This is a genomic window from Blautia sp. TF10-30 (genome assembly GCF_003481245.1).
In the GTDB taxonomy this organism is placed as follows: domain Bacteria; phylum Bacillota; class Clostridia; order Lachnospirales; family Lachnospiraceae; genus Fusicatenibacter; species Fusicatenibacter saccharivorans.
This window is the reverse complement of sequence record NZ_QUKM01000006.1, coordinates 150382-174666: the sequence shown is the minus strand read 5'-3', so window position 1 is coordinate 174666 and position 24285 is coordinate 150382. Positions and strand designations below refer to the sequence as shown.

General features: G+C 47.4%; 26 protein-coding genes. 6 read left to right on the top strand and 20 right to left on the bottom strand.

Annotated elements, in window-relative coordinates:
* Positions 1-285: hypothetical protein (locus tag DXD02_RS15640; RefSeq protein ID WP_207665680.1), on the top strand; the 285-nt coding region annotated here is incomplete at its 5' end.
* 89 nt (positions 286-374) lie between these two features.
* On the opposite strand, the gene DXD02_RS07935 is transcribed toward DXD02_RS15640, so the two are convergent.
* The 5 genes from DXD02_RS07935 to thrH all read right to left on the bottom strand — a co-directional run bounded on the left by DXD02_RS07935 (position 375) and on the right by thrH (position 5667).
* Positions 375-1244, bottom strand: coding sequence for an aldo/keto reductase (locus tag DXD02_RS07935; protein ID WP_118666685.1), 870 nt, complete (start codon positions 1242-1244; stop codon positions 375-377).
* 72 nt (positions 1245-1316) lie between these two features.
* A complete protein-coding gene (locus tag DXD02_RS07930) occupies positions 1317-2159 on the bottom strand; it encodes an aldo/keto reductase (RefSeq protein WP_330425998.1) in 843 nt (280 codons plus the stop codon).
* A gap of 229 nt (positions 2160-2388) precedes the next feature.
* Positions 2389-3975 (bottom strand): AAA family ATPase, encoded by a 1587-nt coding sequence (locus tag DXD02_RS07925; protein WP_118666683.1) that lies wholly within the window; start codon positions 3973-3975, stop codon positions 2389-2391.
* Between the two features lie 168 nt (positions 3976-4143).
* Positions 4144-4986 carry an alpha/beta hydrolase gene (locus DXD02_RS07920; protein ID WP_118666682.1) on the bottom strand — a complete coding sequence of 281 codons (843 nt, stop codon included), beginning with the start codon at positions 4984-4986 and terminating at the stop codon, positions 4144-4146.
* A 72-nt stretch (positions 4987-5058) separates the two neighbouring features.
* Positions 5059-5667 (bottom strand): bifunctional phosphoserine phosphatase/homoserine phosphotransferase ThrH, encoded by a 609-nt coding sequence (thrH, locus tag DXD02_RS07915; protein WP_055227856.1) that lies wholly within the window; start codon positions 5665-5667, stop codon positions 5059-5061.
* Positions 5668-6056: 389 nt separating this feature from the next.
* Here thrH and DXD02_RS07910 point away from each other — a divergent pair, with 389 nt between their 5' ends.
* Together DXD02_RS07910 and DXD02_RS07905 are read left to right on the top strand one after the other, a co-directional pair.
* Positions 6057-6797, top strand: a complete 741-nt coding sequence (locus tag DXD02_RS07910) for a hypothetical protein (protein ID WP_022462533.1) — start codon at positions 6057-6059, stop codon at positions 6795-6797.
* 282 nt (positions 6798-7079) lie between these two features.
* Positions 7080-7808: a hypothetical protein gene (locus DXD02_RS07905; RefSeq protein ID WP_022462534.1), complete on the top strand. Its 729-nt coding sequence runs from the start codon at positions 7080-7082 to the stop codon at positions 7806-7808.
* 76 nt (positions 7809-7884) lie between these two features.
* Here the strand turns inward: DXD02_RS07905 and DXD02_RS07900 are convergent, their stop codons facing one another.
* From DXD02_RS07900 to DXD02_RS07850, 11 genes are all read right to left on the bottom strand, one after another.
* The gene (locus DXD02_RS07900; RefSeq protein ID WP_117510972.1) at positions 7885-9069 is read right to left on the bottom strand and encodes a MalY/PatB family protein; all 1185 of its coding nucleotides are present in this window, start codon (positions 9067-9069) and stop codon (positions 7885-7887) included.
* A complete protein-coding gene (locus DXD02_RS07895) occupies positions 9050-10228 on the bottom strand; it encodes a trans-sulfuration enzyme family protein (RefSeq protein ID WP_117510969.1) in 1179 nt (392 codons plus the stop codon). The genes DXD02_RS07900 and DXD02_RS07895 overlap by 20 nt, the downstream gene beginning before the upstream one ends.
* A 200-nt stretch (positions 10229-10428) precedes the next feature.
* Positions 10429-11190 carry an endonuclease/exonuclease/phosphatase family protein gene (locus DXD02_RS07890; protein ID WP_117801891.1) on the bottom strand — a complete coding sequence of 254 codons (762 nt, stop codon included), beginning with the start codon at positions 11188-11190 and terminating at the stop codon, positions 10429-10431.
* A gap of 35 nt (positions 11191-11225) precedes the next feature.
* Entirely contained in the window at positions 11226-11804 is a 579-nt protein-coding gene (locus tag DXD02_RS07885) for a hypothetical protein (protein ID WP_147399066.1), read from the bottom strand.
* 173 nt (positions 11805-11977) lie between these two features.
* On the bottom strand, positions 11978-13720 hold the full coding sequence (gene ilvD / locus DXD02_RS07880; RefSeq protein ID WP_118666680.1) for a dihydroxy-acid dehydratase: 1743 nt from the start codon (positions 13718-13720) through the stop codon (positions 11978-11980).
* A 139-nt stretch (positions 13721-13859) separates the two neighbouring features.
* Positions 13860-14753, bottom strand: coding sequence for an ABC transporter permease (locus DXD02_RS07875; RefSeq protein ID WP_330415444.1), 894 nt, complete (start codon positions 14751-14753; stop codon positions 13860-13862).
* Positions 14750-15757 carry an ABC transporter permease gene (locus DXD02_RS07870; protein ID WP_118666679.1) on the bottom strand — a complete coding sequence of 336 codons (1008 nt, stop codon included), beginning with the start codon at positions 15755-15757 and terminating at the stop codon, positions 14750-14752. Before DXD02_RS07870 ends, DXD02_RS07875 begins: the two co-directional genes overlap by 4 nt.
* A complete protein-coding gene (locus DXD02_RS07865; protein ID WP_117801889.1) occupies positions 15754-16659 on the bottom strand; it encodes an ATP-binding cassette domain-containing protein in 906 nt (301 codons plus the stop codon). The genes DXD02_RS07870 and DXD02_RS07865 overlap by 4 nt, the downstream gene beginning before the upstream one ends.
* Positions 16649-17665: an ABC transporter ATP-binding protein gene (locus DXD02_RS07860; RefSeq protein WP_118666695.1), complete on the bottom strand. Its 1017-nt coding sequence runs from the start codon at positions 17663-17665 to the stop codon at positions 16649-16651. Before DXD02_RS07860 ends, DXD02_RS07865 begins: the two co-directional genes overlap by 11 nt.
* A 64-nt stretch (positions 17666-17729) precedes the next feature.
* Positions 17730-19331 (bottom strand): ABC transporter substrate-binding protein, encoded by a 1602-nt coding sequence (locus tag DXD02_RS07855; protein ID WP_199691640.1) that lies wholly within the window; start codon positions 19329-19331, stop codon positions 17730-17732.
* A 219-nt stretch (positions 19332-19550) separates the two neighbouring features.
* Positions 19551-20024, bottom strand: coding sequence for a hypothetical protein (locus tag DXD02_RS07850; protein ID WP_117510953.1), 474 nt, complete (start codon positions 20022-20024; stop codon positions 19551-19553).
* A gap of 225 nt (positions 20025-20249) precedes the next feature.
* On the opposite strand from DXD02_RS07850, the gene DXD02_RS07845 reads away from it, so the two are divergent.
* The 3 genes from DXD02_RS07845 to DXD02_RS07835 all read left to right on the top strand — a co-directional run bounded on the left by DXD02_RS07845 (position 20250) and on the right by DXD02_RS07835 (position 21479).
* Positions 20250-20432: a FeoA family protein gene (locus DXD02_RS07845; RefSeq protein WP_118660577.1), complete on the top strand. Its 183-nt coding sequence runs from the start codon at positions 20250-20252 to the stop codon at positions 20430-20432.
* Entirely contained in the window at positions 20432-20974 is a 543-nt protein-coding gene (locus tag DXD02_RS07840) for an EAL domain-containing protein (protein ID WP_118666677.1), read from the top strand. The genes DXD02_RS07845 and DXD02_RS07840 overlap by 1 nt, the downstream gene beginning before the upstream one ends.
* Positions 20975-21059: 85 nt before the next feature.
* Positions 21060-21479 (top strand): MerR family transcriptional regulator, encoded by a 420-nt coding sequence (locus DXD02_RS07835; protein ID WP_238046113.1) that lies wholly within the window; start codon positions 21060-21062, stop codon positions 21477-21479.
* 44 nt (positions 21480-21523) lie between these two features.
* Here the strand turns inward: DXD02_RS07835 and DXD02_RS07830 are convergent, their stop codons facing one another.
* From DXD02_RS07830 to DXD02_RS07815, 4 genes are all read right to left on the bottom strand, one after another.
* The gene (locus DXD02_RS07830) at positions 21524-21787 is read right to left on the bottom strand and encodes a hypothetical protein (protein ID WP_118666676.1); all 264 of its coding nucleotides are present in this window, start codon (positions 21785-21787) and stop codon (positions 21524-21526) included.
* Positions 21788-21849: 62 nt separating this feature from the next.
* Positions 21850-22755 (bottom strand): SIR2 family NAD-dependent protein deacylase, encoded by a 906-nt coding sequence (locus tag DXD02_RS07825; protein ID WP_243106590.1) that lies wholly within the window; start codon positions 22753-22755, stop codon positions 21850-21852.
* A 52-nt stretch (positions 22756-22807) separates the two neighbouring features.
* Positions 22808-23590 (bottom strand): protein-ADP-ribose hydrolase, encoded by a 783-nt coding sequence (locus tag DXD02_RS07820; RefSeq protein ID WP_118601282.1) that lies wholly within the window; start codon positions 23588-23590, stop codon positions 22808-22810.
* Between the two features lie 79 nt (positions 23591-23669).
* The gene (locus DXD02_RS07815) at positions 23670-24281 is read right to left on the bottom strand and encodes a pyridoxamine 5'-phosphate oxidase family protein (protein WP_117801883.1); all 612 of its coding nucleotides are present in this window, start codon (positions 24279-24281) and stop codon (positions 23670-23672) included.
* Between the last annotated feature and the right edge of the window lie 4 nt (positions 24282-24285).

The window sequence follows — 24285 nt, the reverse complement described above, 5'->3', positions numbered from 1 at the left end:
ATTTTAGTATTGACTTTTTATTTGCAGGCTAAAGTAACGAGAATGCGACGCGCCGTTTTCAAAAGACACCTACAAAACCCTCTTCGACTGGATCGACCAGAACCATTTTTCGACGGGCCAGTATTCCTACAAAGAAGCAGTGATCAACGAACTGGCAACGGCGTCTGTGAAAGAATATGTGACGAAGATATCGGTACAGGTGTTTCGTACGTGAAACGTTTTTTATCAAGCAAAAAAAGCCAGAAGCAAACGATACACAGCGTTTCTGGCTTTTCTTATTTTTGACTTTTATTTCTGACCCAAAGGGTCCAGGAACGCAACGTCTGCCTGTGCGGAAACGATCTTACCGCAGTCGGAAAACGAACCGCCCTGTTTTATTCGTGGATTTTTCTGGTATTACACATTTTAACAAATTCCGGATCAAAATGTTTTACCGCAGTTCCCTGATAGCCGAGATCCAGTGAGCTGATTCTCTGCATTTCCTCTTCGGTCAGTGTAAAATCCCAGATCTGAAAATTCTCTTCGATTCTCGTCTTGTGAACCGATTTCGGAATGACCACAACGCCGCGCTGTACATTCCAGCGCAGAACAATCTGTCCTACGGTCTTTCCATGTACGTCAGCGATTTCTTTTACCATCTCGTTTTCAAACGGATTGTGACGGCCTCCACCGAGCGGTGCCCATGCCTCCGGCACAATCTGATACTCTTCCATAACTTTTAACGCCGGCTCCTGCGTGAAGTACGGGTGCATTTCAATCTGATTTACCATAGGACGGATTGCTACTGTTTCGCAGAAGTTGGCCAGCACATGCGGATAAAAATTGGAAACACCAATGGCTCTTAACTTTCCTTCTTTGTATACATCCTCCATAGCACGCCATGCACTGAAATAATCTTTCATTGCCTGGTGCAGCAGATAAAGATCAAGATATTCCACGCCCAGCGTCTCAATTGAATGATCAATCGCTTTCTTTGCCATTTCATAATTCTGCATATCCTGTACCCACATCTTGGATGTGATGAACAGTTCTTCACGGGTGCAGATTCCTTCTGCAATCGCCTCACGGACGGCTTCCCCAACGGCATCTTCATTTGTATAAGAAGCCGCCGTGTCGATCAGACGATAGCCCGCCCGGATGGCATTTAATACAGATTCTTTGCACTCTTCTTTATCTCTTACCTGAAAAACCCCAAAACCCTCCATCGGCATTTTTATACCATTTGTCAATACTTTATATTCCATTTTTGTTTCCCTTTCTTATCAAATAAATGCAGTAAACACATGTTCTTCCATCTTTGGCAGGCCGTATTTATTTTATTTCTGGCTGTCCAAATCGATCTTCATATTCACATATGCTGCCAGTTTTTCCTCATCCGGGTAATAGTAACGCACGTTTTTATTCAGGCCTTCCATTTTCTTCATCTCTTCGTCGGTCAGTTCGAAACCGAAGATATCGAGGTTTGCCTTGATGTGCTCCGGATTCGTAGAACCCGGGATGACGATATTTCCAACCTGGGTGTGCCATCTTAAGATCACCTGCGCGGTGCTCTTTTCATATTTTTCCGCAAGTTCTTTGACAATCGGCTCCTCAAGCAGTGCATGATCACCGTGTCCCAACGGATACCATGCCATCACACGGCAGCCGCACGGAGCAAGTGCGGAAATAGTCTCCTCATCGCGGTAATACGGATGCGCTTCCATCTGGATCACATGCGGTTTGATTTCGCACTCTTCCAGCAGTTTTTTCAACTTTTCACCCTGGAAATTGGAAATACCGATAGCTTTGATTTTGCCCTCTTTGTACGCTTTTTCCAGTTTGCGGTAGCCTGCCATGACGTCGCCTGCCGGCTGATGGATAAACATCAGATCGATGTAGTCGGTTCCAAGCAGTTCCAGGCTCTTTTCTACCGTTCCTTCTGTCAGATACTGGCTCGCCCATATTTTGGTCGAGATGAAAATGTCCTCTCTTGCCACACCGGATCTTTTAATTCCGCGCCCAACTGCACGCTCGTTCATATAAGCCTGTGCAGTATCAATCATGCGGTATCCGCATGCTAATGCGTCCACAACCGCCTGCTCTGCCTGATCCGGTGTCATCATAAAAGTTCCGATTCCCACTGCCGGGATCTGCATCTGATTGCTTAATGTAAAGTTCATCATCATAACCTCCCTGTTTTATTTTGATGTGTGATATTTTGTTATTTCCCTGTCTTTGTAGCTTTAGTTTATCACCCGGGAGTTGCTACCGATCAAGGACTTTTTTGAAAAAAATCCCTAAAATCTAATCGTTCATTCCTATTTCGGATCGACTCAAATGTTTGCAAAAACGTCATACCATGAATCCCTTATCCATAGTATGACGTTTTTCTTCTCTGCATTTTGTTTTCTATTTTTTTATCTTTTCAATCCTGCATTCATGTTCTTTCGTCTTTTTATTATAGTTGATCCCCACAAGAAGAAGATCTCCTGTGTATTCCAGAATAGAATCCGGATATTTTTTGTCCCGGATCTGTTCCATAGCTGTATCTGTGCTTTTGTTCCACTTAAGTTCTACCAGCAGCGCCGGATAACTTGTTTTGTATTCCGGTTTCGGAAGATAAACAAAATCTGCAAAACCGCGCCCAGCCGGCAGCTCTCTTATCGGTTTGAAATAATACTGCATAGAGCTTAAATATGCTATCGTAAGCACGCTGCTCAGGGAATTTTCATCATTATATTGGATCACCGAACTGTACTCCTGATGAATTCTCTCTACGTCATCCGCTACCGCTTTTTCATCCATATCCAGGGTTGCATCCAGCAGATCTGTGGATTCCTTCTGAAAAGTAATCATTTCATTCCATTTGTTGCGTTTCACCGCATTGTTTAGTTCATGTCTGATTTCCTCATTCGGAATAAAAACCTGCTGCCTGTCCTGATCGTAAGCCAGATATCCGAGATGGATCAAATACGTCAGTATATCATCCCGGTTGGCAAAGCTTACAGTATCATTCTGGAAAGACGTCACATCCACATCCACGGCGGCCCCCGACATCATTTCTATGATAGCTGCCCTCAGTCCGTCGAAATTCATGTTAATCAGTGGCACGATTGCTTCATAGCTGCCGGTATTGGACCAGTAGCTTTTATATTTTCCGTTCAGCATCAGGCTGACAACGGCTTTGGGATTATATACCTGATACCCTTCCAGAGAATATCCATCATACCATGATTTCACCTGTTCATAGTTCTGTCCGTACCGGTCGCATAAATCATGCACTTCCGCTTCTGTAAAGCCAACATACGGTGCCATTCTTCCTGCATCCAGCATGGTGAATTCTTCGAAATTGTTGAGGGCGGACTGTGTCTTTAATTTCTTGATCGGCAGAATTCCTGTCAGATACGCCAGTGCAATATATTTTGACGGTTCCGATCCTTTGAACATGCCTCTTAAAAAATCAATATATTCTTCCTGCACTTTATGGTTCTGCGCTTCATCTCGGATCAGTACATCCCATTCATCGATGATGACAACAAATTTGTTTCCCGCAGCAGCCTTAATATAGGACATCGCCCCATAAACCGTCTTCACAGTATCCGGAATCAGTTCTCCGTATTTTTCCTTCAGTTCCTGCAGAATTCCGTTATTGATATATTCCACAACGCAATCCGCATTTCCGGCATCCATCATGCACCACTGGACATCAAAATGAATCACATCATACTGATTCAGATGTTTTTCAAAGGACTCCGCCTTATGAATCGCATAGTCCGCAAACAGTTCTCTGGAATCACTTCCTTTGCTGTAATATGCCGACAGCATCTCCGCTGTGATTGACTTTCCGAAACGCCTCGGACGGCTGCTGCAGATAAATTTTGATGTAGTACTGATCACTCTGTTGGTATATTCCAGAAGCGGTGTTTTATCTACATAGATTTCTGAATGAATGACTTCCGAAAATGCTTCATTTCCCGGATTTAAAAATCTTCCCATGGCGGCCTCCTTCCTGTTCACATTGTGATCTTTCCTGTATTCATTATACACGGAAAGAACTCCGATGGGTAGACTTTATCCTGCAAAAAATGCTGCACCACAGATTCTCCCAAACAATCAAAAAACAGAGCGAAAATCTCCTGGACTTTCACTCTGCTTTTGCTTCTTTTACAGTTTTGCGCGGAAGAACGCACAGATTTCGTCCCACACTTCCTTCTGGAAGAAACGAAGATCTGCGTGGTCGGCATCCTCGATCGAAAGCAGTGTGACGTCACATCCCGCTTTTTCCAGTTCGTCGTGCAGTTCCTCTCCCTGTCCGAACGGAACAGTATGGTCATTCTCTCCGTGGATGATCAGAAACGGCGGTGCGGCTTTTGTCACGAAGCTGACCGGACAGCATGCGAGTGCTTCTTCCGGATGGCGCATCACGTTTTTGCCCATCAGAAGGGATTCCGGAGATGCCGCACACTGCTCCGGATCACTGTACGGGAATCCGCGGAAATCGGTCGGCGGGTACCACGGGCAGGCGGCCTGTACGGCACTGGAATATTCCAGATTTTCTCCCACATCATAAACGGGATCTGTCGCAAGCGCTGCCATGCAGGTCAGATAACCGCCCGCAGACTCTCCCATCACACCGATGCGGTCCGGATCAATGTTGAAGCGATCGGCATGTGCACGCAGATAACGGATTCCTGCTTTCACATCCTGCAGCGGTGCCGGAAATTTTGCCTCATTACTCGTGCGGTATTCTACCGATGCAACAACGAATCCCTGCTGTGCCAGTACGGACAGATAGGCAAGATGTGCCGAGCGGTCCATCTGGATCCAGGCCCCTCCGCAAATCCATACCACACACGGGTATTTTCTGGTGTTATCCCGCGGGTAAATCAAATCCAGCTTCAAATCCTGCACCGTGTTTCCAAACCAGGCATCCGCCTGTGCAAATGTAATTCCTGTTGTGACGCAGAATTGTGGTTTTTCTGCTTCTACCTGAATTCTTCTTCTCATGTAATAAAACCCCCATATTTCTGTTTTCCTGACCGTTTGTCGCAGCCTCTGGCCGGAAATCACCTTTTTTGTTTACTTCTCATCCATTGCTTTTTTGATCGCGCCAAGCAGCTCCTCATACGTCTCATACGCCGGGATCTGCGGATAGTCGGCTTTGATTTTATCGGTCGAGCGGAACAGAAAACCTGCCTTACTTGCCTGAATCATGCCAAGGTCATTGTAGGAATCGCCGCTTGCGATCGTCTCAAATCCGATGGACTGCAGTGCTTTTACGGTGGTGAGCTTCGACTGCTCGACTCTCATCTTAAAACCTGTGATCTCTCCGTCGTCTGCGACTTCCAGGGAGTTGCAGAACAGGGTCGGATAGCCCAGTTTTTTCATCAGCGGTGCGGCAAACTCCGTGAAGGTGTCGCTGATCAGAATCACCTGGGAGAAGGTGCGCAGCTCGTCGAGGAACTCTCTTGCGCCCGGCAGCGGATCAATTTTTTCAATCGTAGCCTGAATTTCTTTCAGTCCAAGGCCATGCTCTTTTAAGATTCCAAGTCTCCATCTCATCAGTTTATCGTAATCCGGCTCGTCGCGTGTCGTTTTTTTAAGTTCCGGGATTCCGCTTGCCTCCGCAAACGCGATCCAGATTTCCGGTACCAGTACTCCTTCTACATCCAGACATGTAATATACATTGTTATGATCCCCTTTCCTGCGCTGCCCGCCTTGTTTGCCGACGGGGTTTTGTTTTTTTTCACAGCATCACTTTACCACACTATATCATAGAATCCATATCACTGCAAATTAAAATCACGTTTTATTTTTTTATACGTATATATCTCTCTAAAATTACATTCTTTTTACAAAATCGTTGTTTTTTACAAATTCATATATTTATTTATATGTTTTTTGACTATTGATTTATTTTTCATATATTTATATAATAATTACAAGCATTTTTATTAATTTTCTATTTTATCATCCATATTAACGAACGAATTTACTTTTCAGATAGTGCACTAATCTAAGGATAAATAAAAAACTAAAACCATCCAACAATACTTATGAAAGGAGACCACTCATCATGAAAAAATTAAAAACATGTCTTGCATTTTTTATTTGTTGTATTCTGTCCTTAAATATGGTAATTTGCAATGTAAAGGCAGATAATAATGTTGTTCTATCTAACAAAGCATATCTATTAAAAACCGGAATGCCACAAAAGGAAATAGAAAAGCTGGATGATGACGTCATGCAGTTCATTGTGGATGACTTAAAAAGTGGAGGTAAACATTTTGAATATATTAATTCAAATATCGAAAATCAAATATCGATACTCAGTAGCGAAACTTTAACCGGTATTTCCTTTACTGCATCAGCTTTTAAAAATGCATCAACCATTTATATCTATCCAACATACGAGTTTACTTCTAATAAACAACCTCGCGGAAAAGACAGTTTTTCTTTTCAATTAGGCGCTGCTATGAGACCGTATGAATATGGTGGAAAATTATGGTACAAAGATAATACTATGAACGATTGGAAAGTCGGTGGAACTCTTACTGCAAATAATCAGCAATTATCTGGTGCTGAATTTTCAGGGAGTCAACTAGGAACACCCGACTATGCCATGAAGCTTAAAGGTGTTACATACTGTCACGCTACTGCAGGTAATAGCAGTGATAAAAGAATTGTAATGGGATACTTATATAATCCCCAGAAAACCGGCTACAGTATCTCTTTTTCCTACAACGGTGGTGGAATTAGCTACTCTCCATCAGGAACAGCCTATACTGCATATAAAACAATGAACCTAAGTTATTAAACTTTCATTCACCACATACAAGTACATTTAATTTCTAATTACTCTTTCAAAGTAACAATTTGCCTATCCAGAAGCACAAATTTCTCTGATAGGCAAATTGTGTTTAAGGTATTTTCAAGTAATTTAAGTAAAATCATGAGCAAGTCGCCATTACTCGTAGAAAAACGGGCAGATTATGAATGTTTTAGGAATTGCAGGAACAAAAAGTACAGAACAACCATTCAAAAAAACTTTTAAATCCGGCATCAACTGAATAAAGCCATAAATAAGAGGTAACTCATTATGAAAAAAATCAAATTTTTATTTTTCACCCTGTTATTCTGTTTTTCTGTTCCAGTCAAAGCAGACACTGCATTCGAAAATGACGATACGGTATTGTGCTCTTTTTTAAAAGAAAACGTACCAGAAAATGCTTCGCCAATAGAATCCAGTTTAGAAAACGAGTATCGAAAAACTTCTTCCAAACCTATCGATTTCTATTTTTTTAAACGATCTGAAAAGACAAAAAGTTTCCAAGATCTGTATGCCGCAAATGTACTCACCTATCAGGAAAAATCAGATCGTTCTTTGTTATATCAGACAGTTTTCGATTTTCAAAATATAACCCAGGTAAGAACTGCGAAAGAAGACTTTATCCGTCTGGAGACAGATCCACTGATGTATCTTTTTGAATTAGAAAAAGCAGAATTGTGGACTCGGAACAGCACGGAAGAACCCTGGACGCTGGAACGGAAAATCACAACGCCTGGAAACCCAGATTTTTATCTTCCTTATAGCCAGTTTTCTTCTGATAAAAAATATTTTCGAATTCTGGCATCTTTTTCCTGGAGCCCGAGCCCTGCTGAGGAAAGCGAAGTTTCTTCGCCAGAATATCATTGCATTTATACCTCTGTGTATCCGGTATATCAGATTCCGGTGAAAGTACTCGTTTTGATATGCGGAGGCGCAGCTTTCTTCTTTCTCTACCGGAGACACAAAAAAAATCATATCTCCCAAAAAGATGTTCCGTAAGCTGCGCCTTTTCAACATGTTTTCGTCACTGTTCAGAGCCAACTTCCAAAATGCTACGCATCTCATCGGTGTGGCTTTATCTGCTTTTCATTGCATCCCGAATCCGCTCCAGTGCCTCGGTCAGGGTTGCGCGCGGGCAGGCAATGTTGATCCGCTGGAAACCGCGTCCGCAGTCTCCGAAGATTTTGCCACTGTCAAGCCACAGCTTCGCCTTGTTGATAATCAGGTCTTCCAGTTCATCAACGGATAGCCCCGTCTCGCGAAAATCGAGCCATACGAGATATGTTCCCTCCAGGTCGATCATCTTCACGCCCGGAAGCTGCTCCTCCACATACTGCTTTGTAAATTCTGCATTTGCCTTCACATAGGAAAGCATTGCCTCATACCACTCCTCGCCCTTGTTATATGCCGTCTCGCATGCCACCAGCCCCATCACGCCAAGCTGGCTCGTTCCGGCTGCGTCAAGCTGTTTCCGGAATTTTGCACGGAGTTCCGGGTTGGCGATAAAGATATTCGACATCATCATACTTGCCAGATTGAACGTCTTGCTCGGTGCCGTGCAGGTGATCGTGATATCCTCGTATTCTTTTTTGATTGCGGCAAACACCTGATGCTCGCCTTTGAAGATGAAATCTCCGTGGATCTCATCACTTACAACCGTCACGCCATACTTTATGCAGAGATCTCCGATTGCCGTCAGCTCCTCTTTCGTCCAGACTCTTCCGACCGGGTTGTGCGGATTGCAGAGGAAAAAGAGCTTCACGTTTTCAGCTTTCAGCTTCTCCTCGAAATCCGCCACATCCATGTGATAGCGGTTATCATCGCCGAGCACCAGCGTGCTGCTGACAACTCTTCTGCCGTTATCCGCAATGACTTCCGAAAATGGATAGTAAACCGGTGACTGGATCAGCACGGCATCCCCAGGCGCGGTGTAAGCTTTGACTGCCATCGCAAGTGCAAACACAACGCCTGGCGTTTTGATCAGCCATTCTTCTTTCGGCTCCCAGTTGTGATGGCGTTTCATCCACCCCGCAACTGCCTCAAAATATGGAGTCTGCGCATCGCTGTAGCCGTAAATGCCCATTTTTACACGCTCCACCAGCGCATCCTCGATGTAGGAGGATGTCTCAAAGTCCATGTCCGCCACCCACAGCGGCAGCACGTCAGCTGGCATACCGCGTTTTACTGCGAAGTCATATTTTAAACAGTCTGTATTTTTTCGGTTGATGATTCTGTCAAAATCAAGATTTCTTTCCGTCATTTTTCTCTTCCTCAATTTCTGCAAAAACCTTCTCAAGCTCGCCGATCAGGTCCTCGATATTTTCAATTCCGACGGAGAAGCGAAGGGTGCTCTCCGTAATTCCGTTCCGCTCACGGATTTCCTTCGGCACATCGGCATGTGTCTGCGTCGTCGGATACGTAACGAGTGTCTCCACGCCGCCGAGGCTCTCTGCGAAACGGATCATTCTTACCTTCTCCAGAATGGCAAGGGCAAACTCTTTGCTCTCGAGCTGGATTGTCAGCATAGCACCGAAGCCTCTTGCCTGTTTTTTCATAATCTCATGGCCCGGGTGATCCGGCAGTCCCGGATAGATCACTCTTGTGACTGCTTTCTGCTTCTGCAGCCATGCAGCGATCTGCTCTGCATTCTCCTGGGAACGCTCCATGCGGATGCCTAAAGTTTTCATGCCGCGCAGCACCAGCCAGCAGTCAAACGGAGCAAGACCTGCACCTGTTGTCTTAATCAGGAAACGCAGTTTTTCCTGAATGTCTTCACGGTTTGTCACGATAAAGCCTGCCAGCGTATCATTGTGGCCGCTTAAGTATTTCGTGCCGCTGTGGATGACAACATCCGCGCCGAGATCGAGCGGGTTCTGGAAGTACGGAGACATGAAGGTGTTGTCCACGATCAGAATCAGGTTGTGGCGTTTTGCAATATCCGCCATCTTTCGGATGTCGGTTACGTTCATCATCGGGTTCGTCGGGGTCTCGATGTAGATGGCTTTTGTATTTTCTTTCACATAGCTTTCCACGTCATCACGGCAGCAGTCGATGCCGGAAAATTCGACGCCGTTTTTCTCGTTCACATGGTGGAACAGACGAATGCTTCCGCCGTACAAATCGGAATCCGCAATGATGTGGTCTCCCGGGCGGAACAGCTCCATCAGAAGTGAGATCGCTGCCATGCCGGAGCTTAATGCAAACGCATCAATTCCGTTTTCCAGCACAGCCACCATCTTCTCCAGATGCTCTCTGGTCGGGTTCTGCAGTCTGCTGTAATCAAATCCGGTGCTCTGTCCTACGCCCGGATGCGCATACGTTGCGGTCTGATAAATCGGGTAGCTGAGTGCGCCGTAGTGGCTACACTGTCCCTCGTCCTCTTCTAAATGGATACATTTTGTGTCAATTCCTCTTGCCATATGAATAATCTCCTGTTATTTCGTAATTTTTCTTTCTATACTAATCTGATAGGTTTTGTAACGTAACCTATCATAACAGAAAATGCGGCGTTTGTATATTCCCTTTTTTCTTTGACTTGTTATAAGTTTTTCCTATAACTATCGTAAAAAAACGCCGCCAGAAGATTTTTCTCCCGGCGGCCGCCTCTTGCATCCATATTTTAAATAAGTTCCGCACAGATCGGATCATGATCAGAAAGGCACACACCGTCCTTCTGCTCCGTCCATTTTTCCACCTTTTTCAGTTCCCAGTCCCCTTTGAGAATGATGTAGTCAATCGAGCACTGCGGATCGTTCGGATCATCGCGATGATAGTTGTGGAAGGTAATGCCGATTCCTTCCGTCGCATTCACAAGACCGGCAGTTTCCCTCAGCGGTTTCATCTCTTCGCTGTCCGGCTCGGCATTGAAGTCGCCGCTAAGAATCACCGGCACATCGGCAAATGCTTTCTCTGCTCTCAGATGTGCGAGAATCTGCTCCAGGCCAAGCTTTCTCGCCCCGGCGCACTCGTGATCCAGATGGGTGTTGATGACGCGGAACACTTTTCCGGTCTCCATATCCTCAAATACCACATCCGTCGCAGTACGCGGGCACATACTCTGTACCGGATAGCGGGATCCCGGCACGTACGGTGTCGGTGACAGCCAGAAGGTTTCCAGGCTCACACTCTGAAAACGTTCTTTCCGATAGGCAATGATCATTGCCTCACCGGTCAGATCCTTTTCTCTTCCACATCCGGCAATGTAATATTCTGTCAGATTTTCCTTCAGCCAGGCAGCCACATGCGGCAGTACCTCCTGAAAACCGATGATATCCGGCTTTTCCTGTCTGATTTTTTCCAGAATCAGAGGTCTGCGGTAGATAAAATTATTGGCTCCATCCTGGCCAAAATCACAGCGAATATTAAATGTTACAAATTTCATCGTAAAATCCCTCTTTTCATTTGTTTTCCTAACCCTTATTTTTGCTGGAAAGCGCTATGCTTTCTCTCCTTTTTCTTCGTATTCACACGGCGCAGACACGCATAGCGCAGCTTCAGCCGCATTTTCCAGCTGCAGCCCGGTACCGGCTCCATCAGCTTTTCCAGAAAATGGTTCAGCGTACGTTCCTCATAAGGAGACAGCAGAATCTCACCGTAGATATGTTTCTCGATCAGATGGCAGACACGCGTATATTCGCCTGGCTCGACCGCCGGAAATCTGCGGGCGAGTTCTGCATCGGTTGCTGCCGTTTCCCATCCAAGACCGGCATCTATGCCCCACAGACAAAGATACTGATAAATTCTTGCTTCCGTTCTTCGGATCCGCCCGCCCGGCCGCTCCTTCTGCTGTTTCTTTGCCGCCGGTCCAAGGCAGATGATCCGCGCCGCCTCCGCCGCAATCACAAGCAGTGTCAGCAGAATCAGAAGCACGCCAAGCAGCCCGAGAAGAAACAGCGAAACACTGCGCAGTACCGGGAGAACGGCTTCGCCTGCCTTGCTCTTTCGGTTTTCCACACCGGTAATCTGCTCCGCCGACAGCGAATTGTTCTCCAGCACCACATTCTTCTGTACAGAATCTGGACTTCCGACCATTTTCTGAAGAGATGCAACATTATACAGGAACAGTTTGTTTTTTAGGTATTTTCTTTCACTTGTTTTTCTGTTGCTCCTTCCTCCATTTTTGCTCTGCCTTAACTTCTAAAGACCATCCCAGAAAAACGCAAGTATTTTTAGTACTCCAGATACGCCCCTTTCATCGGGCTTGCTGCGTGGAGGCTGAAAAGACGGAGTACGCCTTTTTTGTATTTCGGCTCGCGCGGTTTCCAGTTTTGGCGGCGTTCTTTTAAGATCGCATCGATTTCTTCCATGGACTTGCGCTCACCGGCGATTCCGATGATGTTAAGTTTTCGTTCCTTCACATCAATCTCAATCAAATCCCCTTCCTCGACGAGTGCGATCGGGCCGCCGTCTACAGCTTCGGGACTGCAGTGGCCGATAACCGGGCCGGTGGAGGCGCCGGAAAAACGGCCGTCGGTGATAAGCGCGATGCTCTTTCCAAGCTCTTTGTCGCTGCTGATTGCCTCGGAAGTATAGAACATCTCCGGCATACCGCTGCCTTTCGGGCCTTCGTAGCGGATGAAGACGGCGTCGCCTTTCTGAACCTTATGTTTCAGCACGGCATCGAGGCACTCCTCCTCGCTGTCGAACGGTCGGGCACGGAGGACGGCGTGGAACATTTCTTTCGGGCAGGCCGTGTGCTTGATGACGGCTCCCTCCGGCGCAAGGTTTCCGCGCAGAACAGCGATGCTGCCGTCCGTTCCGATCGCCTTGTCATACGGGCGGATAATATCTTCTTTTGTAATCGAAGTTCCATACCGCTCATTGAATTTTGCGAGCCATCCGCTGCACTTCTCATAAAATCCATTTTCACGAAGCTCCGCCAGATTTTCTCCGAGCGTCTTTCCAGTCACCGTCATCACATCGAGATGCAGATGATCTTTGATTTCTTCCATAATCGCCGGAACGCCGCCCGCATAATAGAAGCACTCTGCCGGCCATCTTCCCGCCGGGCGGACATCGAGCAGATATCTTGCGTTGCGGTGCAGACGATCGAATGTGTCGCCGGTAATCTCGATGCCGAACTCATGCGCAATGGCCGGGATGTGCAGCAGGCAGTTTGTGCTTCCCGAAATTGCCGCGTGGACAAGAATCGCATTCTCAAAACTCTCTTTCGTCACAAGATCGCTTGGCCGCATATGCTCCATCTGTGCCAGTTTTACCGCCTGGCGGCCTGCCTCCCGTGCATATGCCAGAAGATCCGGGCTTGTCGCCGGCATCAGAGCGCTTCCAGGCAGGGCGAGGCCGAGTGCCTCCGCCATGATCTGCATCGTGGATGCCGTTCCGATAAACGAACAGGCACCGCAGCTTGGGCAGGCATTGCATTTCGCCCAGTCGAGCTTCTCCTCGTCGATCTCACCGCGCTCAAATTTTGCGCTGTACATGCCAAGCTGCTCCAGTGTCAGCATCTCCGGTCCCGCATTCATCGTTCCGCCCGGCACAACAACCGCCGGAATATTGACACGCGCAAGGCCGATCAGATTGCCCGGCATACCCTTGTCGCAGCTCGACAGATAGACGCCGCCGTCAAACGGTGTCGCATTCGCGTGGATCTCGATCATATTGGCGATCATCTCGCGGCTCGCAAGACTGTAGTTGATACCGTCCGTTCCCTGGCTCTCGCCGTCACAGATGTCGGTGCAGAAATACCGCGCCCCGAAGCCCCCCGCTTCCGCAACGCCTTTCCGCACTTCCTCGACCAGCAGATTTAAGTGGCCGCTTCCCGGGTGGCTGTCCCCGTACGTACTCTCCACCATAATCTGCGGTTTTTCAAGATCCTCTTTTTTCCATCCTGTTCCAATCCGGAGCGGATCCATCTCCGGTGCAAGTTTCCGCATTTCCTGACTCTTCAGCATTTCCTTCTCCTCCCGCTGTTTTTTAGGTATTAAAAATACTCTTTCTGCTTTTCACTATAGCAATCCCTGTATTTGATTGCAAGACAAAAAAGCTGCAGTCTGCAGGGATTCCCCACAGACCGCAGCCTCTCTGAACAGCTCACAGATTTCTCTGTTTTCTGTTTGCCTGCTTCCGCAGATAATTTCCAATGCTTGTAAAACTAAGCAGCGTCACAATCAGAAAAACACCCGGGATCAGAATGATCCACCATGCCTTTGTCATCAGCGCTTTTTCCGAAAGTGACAGCATGCTGCCCCAGGAAATCACCTCCAGCGGAAGACCGATTCCCATAAAACTCAGCGTGGATTCTGCTACAATCGCACTTCGGATGTTCATAACCACCATAAACATAATAGACGAAAAAAAGTTCGGTGCCAGATGGTGCCATAAAATATAGAAAAAACTGCCTCCCATACAGCGCGACGCAATCACGTATTCACTGTTCCGGATCTGCCGTACTTCGGTCCGCACAACCTTTGCAATGCTTGTCCAGCTTGTCATTCCGATCACGGCAGAAATCGTAATCACATTGGATTTTCCCGCAGCGGCCAGAAGAAAAATGACAAGAAGAAGATTCGGCACCGACAAAAAGATCTCGGTCAGCCGCATCAGAAGCGCGTCCAGCCACGCCGGTGCACATCCGCTGACTGCGCCGAAGAGAACGGCAATCACAGTGGAAATCAGCGTAGAAAGCAGACCGATCGCCAGCGATATTCTGCCGCCGTACCAGATCATCGAGAAAATATCTCTTCCCATCGTATCGGTTCCAAACAGAAATTCCCGGCACGGCATGACGGAACAGTTTTTCAGATCCATATACGAAGGATCCTTCGTCATAATCTGCCCACAGAAAAGACAGCCCAGCACAAGAAGACCCAGAAAAAACTCTGCTGCCACCGGCCGGTCCTGATACCATTTTTTCTTTTTTTCTGCTTCTGTTTTTTCTGCAGGCCTCTCTCCTGCAAATTGAAATAATTGTGTTTTTTCTGTCACAGCATCATTACCTCCGATGTTTCTGCCGCTTCTTTCTCCCGCATCCGCGGATCAATTCTCTCGTTGATGATCTGTGCCGCCATATTGCACAGAATCACAACGATTCCGGACATCAGGCAAAGCAGCATCAGAAGATTGTAATCTTTGTACCGTGCGCTCTCATACGCCAGCGTTCCGATACCGGGATACGAGAAAACCGTTTCTACAATATAGGTTCCCCCCAGCACATGCGGAACAGAAATGGCCATGATGCCAAGATACGACGGAATCGTATTCCGCAGGCAATGCCGGAACAGAACCGTCTTTCGTTTCAGCCCCTTGGCTCTTGCCAGAAGCACATACTCTTCCCGCACTTCATCCAGAATTTTATTGCGGATCATGTATGCGTAATACCACAAATGACTCAGCACTACGACCGTCATCGGCAGGATCAGATGACAGACACGGTCAGAAAAATCTGCCTGTTTTCCAACAGAGTAGGCACCGGAACTCGGCAGCCATTTGAGCTGCATGGAAAAAACAAGAATCAGAAGCAGCGACAGCCAGAATTCCGGAATACATCCCGTGATGGTTCCCACCTTACAGATGATGCGGTCCAGCCATATATCTTCCTTCCATGCACAGAGAATTCCAAGAAGCAGCGCGAGGGTGAAAATCAGCAGAAATCCAATGCCGCCAAGCACCAGCGTATTTCCAATTCTTCCCTCGATCACGCGCGTTACATCCATTTTATATTTGTACGAAATTCCGAAATCCCCCTGCAGCGCATTGCCTGCCCAGCGGATATACTGTACGGAAATGGGATCCTTCAGTCCCAATTTTTCTTCGGCCCACGCTCTTTCTTCGGGCGCCATTTTTTCCACGCGGTCTCCGTAATATGATACCAGCGGATCTCCCGGCGCAAGCCTTGAAATATAAAATACGAGCACAGACAGCAGCAGAACACTTGCCAGAAATGCCGCTGCTTTTTTTCCATAGTAAAGCACTCTGTTCCGGCTTTTCATCCTGCATCGCCTCCCTCCATCAGCACAAAATGATCTTTTTCCACTTCCCGCAGTGTTCCCGTCCTGGGAAATTCTGTATTGGAAAAATCCGGTACAGCTCTCGCTCTTTCCCTTCGCGGATCCGGAATCGGAATGGCCGCGATCAGTGCTTTCGTATATGGATGCAGCGGATTTTCAAACACGGCTCGCGCCGGGCCGGTCTCCACCAGTTTTCCATGGTACATCACACCTACTCTGTCACACAGAAATTCGACCATATCCAGATCATGCGCAATAAACAGGAACGAAAAACCGTGCTCCTTCTGCAGATGACGGAACAGATTCACAATCTGTGCCTGTATCGACGCGTCCAGCGATGCAATCGGTTCATCCGCCACCAGAAGCTCCGGCTCCATCGTCAGTGCCCGTGCAATCGCAACGCGCTGCCGCTGTCCGCCGGACAATTCTCCCGGATATTTTTTCAGATATTCCGGATCCAGCCCCACGTATTTCATCTGGAATCTGGCTTCCTCCTCATAGCTTCCCCGCAGCGGCCGGATTTTCTGCACGCGCATCGGCTCCTCAATAATGTCACGGACCTTCATCCTCTGATTCAGACTGGAACCGGAATCCTGAAAAATCATCTGGCGTGTCGTCTGCAGCATTTTTTTATTTTTCCGGAACTGGCCTCTGTCGCAGGTATCAATCCCTTTATAATAAATCTGGCCGGCATATGGCTGATAAATATTCATCACACAGCGTGCAGCGGTAGATTTTCCGGAACCGGATTCTCCTACCAGTCCAAAAATTTCTCCTCTTCGAATCTGAAACGATACATCATCGACTGCCTTGACTGCTGTTTTCCGGGACAGTGGAAAAATATGGGTAAGATGACGCACATCCAGCAAAATCTCATGTTCCATCTGTATTTCCTCCTATCGGCGTCACAACCTTCGGTGCTCTCTCATCCAGCAGCCATGTTGCCGCATAATGGCTGTCTGTGACCCGGAACATCGGCGGCTCCTCCTCAAAATCAATTTCCAGCGCATAAGCATTGCGGCTGGCAAAGGCATCGCCCTTCGGCGGATGGAGAAGAGACGGCGGCATTCCCGGGATAGACGGCAGGCTTTCTTTTCCCCTCGAAAACGCCGGTATGGAACGCAGCAGTCCCCACGTATACGGATGACGGGGATCATAGAAAATCTCATCCACGGTTCCAATCTCTACTATTTTTCCCGCATACATGACCGCTACCCGGTCTGCGATCCGCGCTACAACGCCAAGGTCATGTGTGACAAAGACCGTCGCCGTTCCCAGTTTTTTCTGAATTTCCCGAAGCAGGTCCAGAATCTGTGCCTGAATCGTCACATCCAGCGCTGTCGTCGGCTCATCAGCAAACAGAATTTCCGGATCGCCCGCCAGCGCAATCGCCAGTACGATCCGCTGCCGCATTCCGCCGGAAAAGTGATACGGATATGCCTTTTTCCGCTCTTCTGCCTGCTCGATTCCCACCAGCTGCATCAGTTCTGTCACTCTCTGTTCCACTTCTTCTTTTCCCATGTCTTTCTGATGCGCCCGCACTGCCTCTGCAATCTGCGCTCCGACTGTCATCGTCGGATTTAAGGAAGTCATCGGATTCTGGAAAACCATCGAGAACAGTTTTCCCCGCAGTTCCCGCATTCTTCGCTCCCCGTATCCTGCAATTTCTTCTCCATTGACCAGAATTTTTCCGTTTTTGATCTTTGCATTCTCCGGCAGCAGCTTCATAATGCTTTTGCAGAGCACACTTTTTCCGCAGCCTGACTCGCCTACAACAGCGAGCACCTCACCTGCATTCAGGGAAAAGCTGACATCGCGGACCGCCTGTACTTCCCCCTCATCTGTAAAAAAGCTGACGGAAAGATGTTCCACTTTTAATCGTTCCTTCATTCCGTTTTTCTCCTGTACAGACAAAAAGGAGGTAACCATACCTCCTTCGTCTGCTTTTTTGTTTTTATTCTTCGATTGTCCAGTCCTGAATATTCCAGAAAATACCAACGCCGTGGTGGCCCAGCACCGTGTCTTTGGAAATTCCCTGAATACCGGAATCTGCCACATAATTTGCATCAATATAACAGATGAATGCATAGGCCGGATCTTCTGCCAGTTCTTCCTGGAATTTTCCGTAATATTCTTTCCGCACTTCCGGATCGTCACTCTGGCGGGCAAGAGACAGATACTCATCTACTTTTTCATTGGAATAGCTCGAATAATTCGCCCCTTTGTCCGTGCCGAAAACCTTATATGTATGATCGTCCGCATCGAACGGGCTTCCCCAGCCGATCAGACAGGCCATCTGTCCGCCCCAGTCCATCTGTGCCGGAATTTCTACGGTACAGTTGATTCCGGTTTCCCGGAGCTGCTGTGCTGCTGCCTGGGCAATATCAATACGGTCCTGCTCGCCGGACATTACGCTGATGACAAAACCGATTTCTTCGCCGTCCCGCTCATAGAAACCATCGCTGTTTCTGGTGCATCCGGCCGCTTCCAGAATTTCCTGTGCTTTTTCCGGATTGTAATCATAATGTTCTACATTTTCGTTATTATAAATGTTACGCTGCAGAGGACTGTATGCCGGCATTCCCTCGCCAAGAAGTACAGAATCAATGATCGCCTGACGGTCAATAGAATAGCATACCGCCGGAATGATGTCTCTGTTTTTCGTCCAGTAATCATTTGCAAAGTTAAATAAAATTCCGCGGTAATCTGCCGTTGTCATATCGTAGCAGGTAAAACCGTCTTTTTCTTTGAAATTCTGTGCATTTTTCGGGTCAAGCAGCGCCAGATCCAGTTCGCCGGATTCCAGCTGCATTGCCTGTGCATTATCATCCGGTACAATTTTGAAAATGACCTTGTCAATCTTTGGTGCACCGAGGTAATAATTTTCATTTTTTGTCAGAACGATCGACTGGCCTTCATCCCAGCTTTCCAGCTTGTACGGACCTGTTCCGACCGGTGCTCGGAAGAAATCCGACTCCTGCATATTTTCACCTTCCAGCAGGTGCTTCGGCAGGATGGCCATCGTCATGTATTCCAGGAAAGCCACGTTCGGCTCGGAAAGGCGGAAGGAAACGGTGCTGTCATCTATAACTGTAATCTCTTCTACATCCTCATAATTTGGTGCATTTTCAGATCCGTTTTCCGGATCCATGATCGCTTCGATGGTGAATTTCACATCGTCCGCCGTAAATTTTTCTCCATCATGCCATTGGACGCCGTCCCGGATATGAAAGGTGTAGGTGCAGGTTTCTGCATCGTACTCCCATTTTTCTGCCAGACCCGGAACAATGTTGTCATCCGCATCGTGTGCGGTCAGTCCGTTGAACAGCAGTAGATTAATTTCACCGTGCTCATCCATCGCCGGATTAATCCTGGTATAATCAGCAGAACCGTAAACCAGGGTCGTCTCTTCCTCCCCTGTCTGGCCGGAAGAAGCTTCCGTCTCTGTTTTCGACAAATCTGTACTGTTGCTGTTTTTCCCGCTGTCCTGACCGCATGCCGCAAGGGATGCTGCAAGAGACACCATCAGCATCAAAGATAATATTTTCTTTTTCATCCTTTTCCTCCCATTTTCAGACCGTTTTTACCCGGACTGACCGCTTTTTTTCTTTGTACTCCCATGATCTGCGCGCCTGATCCATGTACTGTTCGTTCATTATATTTGATATTTCAAGCTCTCACAAGCCGGGTGGGGGGATATTTTTTTCTTTTCTTGTAAAGTTAATCGTCTCATGCAGAGGGAGTTGCCCGTTTCTTTTTTGTTATCCTATTTTCTTTACCCTATCACATCCGTAACCGCATTCACCGCTTTCGCCACAAAGCTGATCGTCTTTTCATTGAACACTTCCCCGTCTTTTGAAATCGAAACATGTGCGAGTCCGATCTCATCTTTCTCGCTCGCTTCGGTGCTGCCCATGAGGGTTGTCCATTTGATATGGACATCGTCGGCGGTGATGGCGTGGTCGCATATTACGATGTACTGTGCTTCATCGAACAGCGGCGAATTGGATTCCGCATAGACGATGATGTCGTTGTTTTTTTCCTGATAGACGCGCACGGTATAATTTACCAGGTCTTTTTCATCCGTAATATAGTCCTTGTTCGGCGATACGGTTTCTTCGCAGATCAGGCTTGCATCTTTTGGAATGGTATTCTTCTCTTTCGTTTTGGTCATCCCGATCATCAGCATACAGTTGCAGAGCGCTGCGATCAGAACTGCAAGCAGCAGGATTTTTATTCTATGTTTCATTGTTTTCTCTTCCTCTTCCCATGTCATAGTTTGTCACTGATGTTTCATTTCCATTATATATGATTCCCCCAAAATAAGAAACGCAAAAATGCATCCGCCCCCGTAAAACCTTTTTGAAAAAATTTCTCAATGAAAAAGTTTTCTATTTTGTTCCAAATATGTTATGCTATACTGTCCGTTAGGCAATTCTAACTCGATGTACTCTCGTAATAAAGGAGGAACTGCATGCCTTTAAATTTAACCGATTTCAATCAGTTTTACGTCATCAATAAAATCTGCGGCCAGGAAAAACAGCGCCATTATCTGGAGTCGCTGGGGTTTGTTCCCGGGGCCAGGATTTCGATTCTAAAGAAAAAATTTTTACGCTTCTCAATAACAGAAGCGAAGAAAAACAGTACGCCTTTCTGATGACGGATGTCGACAATTTTCATCTGCTCAACGATTACTGGGGTTATGAGACGGGTACGAACATTCTGAATTTCATCCTGAAAAAGCTGGAACTCTTTCCGCAGACACTCTTTGTGAACCGCTATCACTCCGATATCTTTGTCGGCATTATCGATATCACCTGGCAGGATCCGGCCGTGGTGCGGGAAAAGATTTCCGCCTATCACAAGCAGGCGATCCGCTTCTTCCACGACCGGAATATCCGCATTTCCATGGACGATTTTGGGTCTGGATATTCGTCCTTAAATTCGCTGAAGGATATTCTGTTTGATGAAGTTAAAATTGACAAACATTTCCTCTCGGCGGGCCTCTCCGAAAAAGGAAAAATTGTGCTGGAAGAGATGTTCCATCTTTTAAAACGCACAGACAAATGGATTGTCTGCGAGGGTGTGGAGACGAAAGAGATGGTAGATTTTCTGATCGCCAAAGGATGCGACGAGCTGCAGGGATTCTATTATTATAAACCGATGGAACAGAAAAAATTTGAAGAGCTGATCGCTTGACAAAGTTCGAATTCTATACTATGGTTATCTTACCCGGTAGTTACTACCGATTCAATTCTGTTATGAACTTTGTTGGGAGGTATGCATGATGTATTCCATGAAAGAAGCCTGCATCCAGACAGGCATGTCGTATGAAACCCTGAAATTTTACTGCAAAGAAGGCCTCGTCCCGAACGTAAAACGTGACAGCCACAATTACCGCGTTTTCGACGACCGCGACATCAAATGGATCCAGAGCCTCGGCTGCCTGAAGCGCTGCGGCATGACGCTGGCGGAAATGAAAGAATATCTCGCCTACTGCCTCGAAGGTCCATCCTCCATTCCGGAGCGTAAAGAAATTCTCGCGGTAAAAAAAGAAGCGCTGCTCGCATCGATGGAAAAACTGCAGAAAGCCATCGATTATATCGACTGGAAACAGAATTTTTACGATGATGTCCTGTCGGGAAAAATCGAATATCACAGCAATCTGATTTCCGATGAAGAGATTGCACAGAAGGCACAGTAGTCCTTCCTATCCTATGCAAAAAACGGCGCCGATCTTTTTACAGATCAGTGCCGTTTTCTCATTTTTTCTCTTCTTTCCTCCACCGTCTCCATGCGTCGTCTGTGGAGCTGTTCATTTACTTCGGCTGCGGTCCGCATACTCTGTCCGAAATCGACGATGTGCCACAGGATTTTTGCTCCCAGGATAAAGGATCCGTAGATGGCTGCATCCAGCGGGCCGTACCAGAAATGCCAGTAATGTGCCAGCGGCAGCAATGTGATTTCCAGCAGGCAGGTATGCAACTCTGTTGAATTTATCTCGTCAATCATGTCATCATCTCGTCACGTAAGTGACGTGATTAATTTTCTCGAATATTATATGTTTTTCCGTCTCAGATCCGATCCAGCACTTCCCCAATATCCCCTTTAATGCACACCGCTCTGTCACGGATCAGATCCGGGACACGCATATCGCTGGTGTTGATGCAGACATAAAGATTATCTTTATCTTCTGCTGTCATGCTGAAAAATGGATATTTGATGATTCCCGGCGTGTTGTATCCCACGCCGAGTTCCAGATACAGGATATGGCCTCTGTTGTGACGAAGCAGGAAATCGATGCGTCGGCTGGATGCCTCATGCCAGCCTTTATCTTCCACAAACGTGTCATCCGCGCGCAGATTCATGCTCATCGGTTTTCCGCAGTGTGGGCAGTACGGCACCAGTTCGGATGGGATCCGCATGCTCAGGTTTCCGTTCTCCGGCGGAACAAGGCTTCCGTCTTCCAGGATCTGATACCCCTGGGCAAGCAGCATCTTTCGAATGATTTCTTCATTGTCATACTTTTCCTTGCAGCACGGCTCAGAGCACTGAAACAGGCCGTAATCTCCCTGCGTGTAAAACAAACGGTTTTTATCAAATCCGGCTTTCTGGAAGCAGTGGTCTACATTTGTGGTGATGACAAAATAGCTCTTATTTTTCATCAGGCTGAGCAGTTTCTGGTAAACCGGTTTTGGCGCGTCCTGATAACGGTTGATGTAAATGTATCTGCTCCAGTACGCCCAGTATTCTTCCAGCGTATCGTAAGGGTAGAAGCCGCCAGAATACATATCGTGGAAACCGTATTTCTGTTCAAAATCTGCAAAATATTTCCGGAACCGCTCACCGCTGTAGGTAAATCCGGCCGATATCGAAAGCCCAGCCCCGGCTCCTATTAAAATCGTGTTTTTTTCCTGCAGTGCGGTGCGAAAACGCTCCATCTTTTTTTCAAATTCTCTTTCTTTCCAACTTTCAAACATCACAAATTCACCTCTTCTTTTCTTTCTGCTTTTGTTCCCCATTCTTCAGCGATTACTTTTCTCCCAGCAGCTCCTCATAAATCTCCCTGTCGCGGTCCTTGAACACGTTGAAAATGACCTTCTCCACGCTCGTCTCTTTCTGCGCCAGAAACTCTTTCACCGTCGCAACGGCAATCTCCGCTGCTTTCTCGTTCGGAAAATGAAATTCTCCAGTGGAAATGCAGCAGAACGCCACGCTTTTCAGTCCGTTCTCCGCCGCAAGTGACAGGCACGACCGATAGCAGTCCGCCAGCTGCCGGCAGTGTGTTTCCGTCAGATGGCCGCCCACAATCGGTCCAACCGTGTGGAGCACATAGCGGCACGGCAGATTATACGCCGGCGTGATTTTCGCCTGCCCCGTCGGCTCCGCATGGCCCTGCGCTTCCATCATCTCCTCGCAGTACAGCCGAAGCTGCACACCCGCAAACGTATGGATGCAGTTGTCAATGCACCGGTGATTCGGCACGTAACAGCCGGTCATCCCGCTGTTCGCCGCATTCACAATCGCATCGCACCGGAGCGCGGTGATATCGCCCTGCCAGAGATACAGCCCCTGCTGCACCGGCGTAAGGTCGTCGACATTCGTCACGCCCTTTTTTGCCGTCTCCTCCTGCAGATACGCATCCTGAATGTTCAGAAATTCTGCACTGCTCTTTTTCACCATGCGCACATTCATCAGCCCCCGCAGAAGCTGTCTCTGCCCGGTGCTGTCAGACGGAATCTGCATTCCGCGGTACTCCCGGCTCTCTTCCAGCAATGACTGGATCAGAAAATTTCTTCGTTCACTCTGGTTCATGTTATTCCCTCATTTCCATCGTTTCTATAGACTTTATCTTATCACTATTCCCATAAAATCTGTAGCTAAAATAAGGGGACTACTGCCCTCTTTTGCGAATCGTTCCTCTCGGACACGTCTCCGCGCATCGGCCGCAGTGCAGGCACTGGTGCTGGTCGATGACGGCCGGGATGCGGGTGATGTCGATGCATTTCTGCGGACAGACTGAAAAACAGAGCTTGCAGCCAATGCATTCGTTTCCCACCTCGTACCCAGCCATCGACTGCTCTGCGCCGCCGATCAGGATCGTGTCCCGCACGATATGCGACGGATCGCTGATGTCGAAGTATTCTCCCTCGGCCTCGTACACGCGGAACACCTCAAGTGCCGCGCGTGTATCGCCGGGATAAATTTTCTGCATGTATGGATTTTTTCCGAAAATTTCATCCAGCTTTTCACTGTGGATGTTCTGGATTCTGCCGCGGAGAGAGACTGCTTTTTTATCTTTCGTCGCAGAAATTGCCACATAGCCCTGCTCCATGAGCTGTGCATAAAAGGCTTTTCCTTTTGCCGTCAGAAAATACACTCCTTTCTTGTCCCACAGCATCATATCGATCACACGGGTCTGTGGATGACCGTCTGCACCGATCGTCGCCATCGTGGTTGAGTGCATCTCCTCTACTAACATCTTCAGATAATCATTTCTCTCCATAGCG

What these genes read in the sequence shown, in the direction of transcription:
- DXD02_RS07825 (WP_243106590.1), bottom strand. Translation starts at nt 22,755, where the DNA reads ATGTTTGAAAGTTGGAAAGAAAGAGAATTTGAAAAAAAGATGGAGCGT.
- DXD02_RS07925 (WP_118666683.1), bottom strand. Translation starts at nt 3,975, where the DNA reads ATGGGAAGATTTTTAAATCCGGGAAATGAAGCATTTTCGGAAGTCATT.
- DXD02_RS07905 (WP_022462534.1), top strand. Translation starts at nt 7,080, where the DNA reads ATGAAAAAAATCAAATTTTTATTTTTCACCCTGTTATTCTGTTTTTCT.
- DXD02_RS07855 (WP_199691640.1), bottom strand. Translation starts at nt 19,331, where the DNA reads ATGAAAAAGAAAATATTATCTTTGATGCTGATGGTGTCTCTTGCAGCA.
- DXD02_RS07920 (WP_118666682.1), bottom strand. Translation starts at nt 4,986, where the DNA reads ATGAGAAGAAGAATTCAGGTAGAAGCAGAAAAACCACAATTCTGCGTC.
- DXD02_RS07830 (WP_118666676.1), bottom strand. Translation starts at nt 21,787, where the DNA reads ATGATTGACGAGATAAATTCAACAGAGTTGCATACCTGCCTGCTGGAA.
- DXD02_RS07930 (WP_330425998.1), bottom strand. Translation starts at nt 2,159, where the DNA reads ATGAACTTTACATTAAGCAATCAGATGCAGATCCCGGCAGTGGGAATC.
- DXD02_RS07910 (WP_022462533.1), top strand. Translation starts at nt 6,057, where the DNA reads ATGAAAAAATTAAAAACATGTCTTGCATTTTTTATTTGTTGTATTCTG.
- DXD02_RS07935 (WP_118666685.1), bottom strand. Translation starts at nt 1,244, where the DNA reads ATGGAATATAAAGTATTGACAAATGGTATAAAAATGCCGATGGAGGGT.
- DXD02_RS07890 (WP_117801891.1), bottom strand. Translation starts at nt 11,190, where the DNA reads ATGAAATTTGTAACATTTAATATTCGCTGTGATTTTGGCCAGGATGGA.
- DXD02_RS07850 (WP_117510953.1), bottom strand. Translation starts at nt 20,024, where the DNA reads ATGAAACATAGAATAAAAATCCTGCTGCTTGCAGTTCTGATCGCAGCG.
- DXD02_RS07835 (WP_238046113.1), top strand. Translation starts at nt 21,060, where the DNA reads ATGATGTATTCCATGAAAGAAGCCTGCATCCAGACAGGCATGTCGTAT.
- DXD02_RS07865 (WP_117801889.1), bottom strand. Translation starts at nt 16,659, where the DNA reads ATGGAACATGAGATTTTGCTGGATGTGCGTCATCTTACCCATATTTTT.
- ilvD (WP_118666680.1), bottom strand. Translation starts at nt 13,720, where the DNA reads ATGCTGAAGAGTCAGGAAATGCGGAAACTTGCACCGGAGATGGATCCG.
- DXD02_RS07895 (WP_117510969.1), bottom strand. Translation starts at nt 10,228, where the DNA reads ATGGCAAGAGGAATTGACACAAAATGTATCCATTTAGAAGAGGACGAG.
- thrH (WP_055227856.1), bottom strand. Translation starts at nt 5,667, where the DNA reads ATGTATATTACATGTCTGGATGTAGAAGGAGTACTGGTACCGGAAATC.
- DXD02_RS07845 (WP_118660577.1), top strand. Translation starts at nt 20,250, where the DNA reads ATGCCTTTAAATTTAACCGATTTCAATCAGTTTTACGTCATCAATAAA.
- DXD02_RS07870 (WP_118666679.1), bottom strand. Translation starts at nt 15,757, where the DNA reads ATGAAAAGCCGGAACAGAGTGCTTTACTATGGAAAAAAAGCAGCGGCA.
- DXD02_RS07900 (WP_117510972.1), bottom strand. Translation starts at nt 9,069, where the DNA reads ATGACGGAAAGAAATCTTGATTTTGACAGAATCATCAACCGAAAAAAT.
- DXD02_RS07840 (WP_118666677.1), top strand. Translation starts at nt 20,432, where the DNA reads ATGACGGATGTCGACAATTTTCATCTGCTCAACGATTACTGGGGTTAT.
- DXD02_RS07820 (WP_118601282.1), bottom strand. Translation starts at nt 23,590, where the DNA reads ATGAACCAGAGTGAACGAAGAAATTTTCTGATCCAGTCATTGCTGGAA.
- DXD02_RS07815 (WP_117801883.1), bottom strand. Translation starts at nt 24,281, where the DNA reads ATGGAGAGAAATGATTATCTGAAGATGTTAGTAGAGGAGATGCACTCA.
- DXD02_RS07860 (WP_118666695.1), bottom strand. Translation starts at nt 17,665, where the DNA reads ATGAAGGAACGATTAAAAGTGGAACATCTTTCCGTCAGCTTTTTTACA.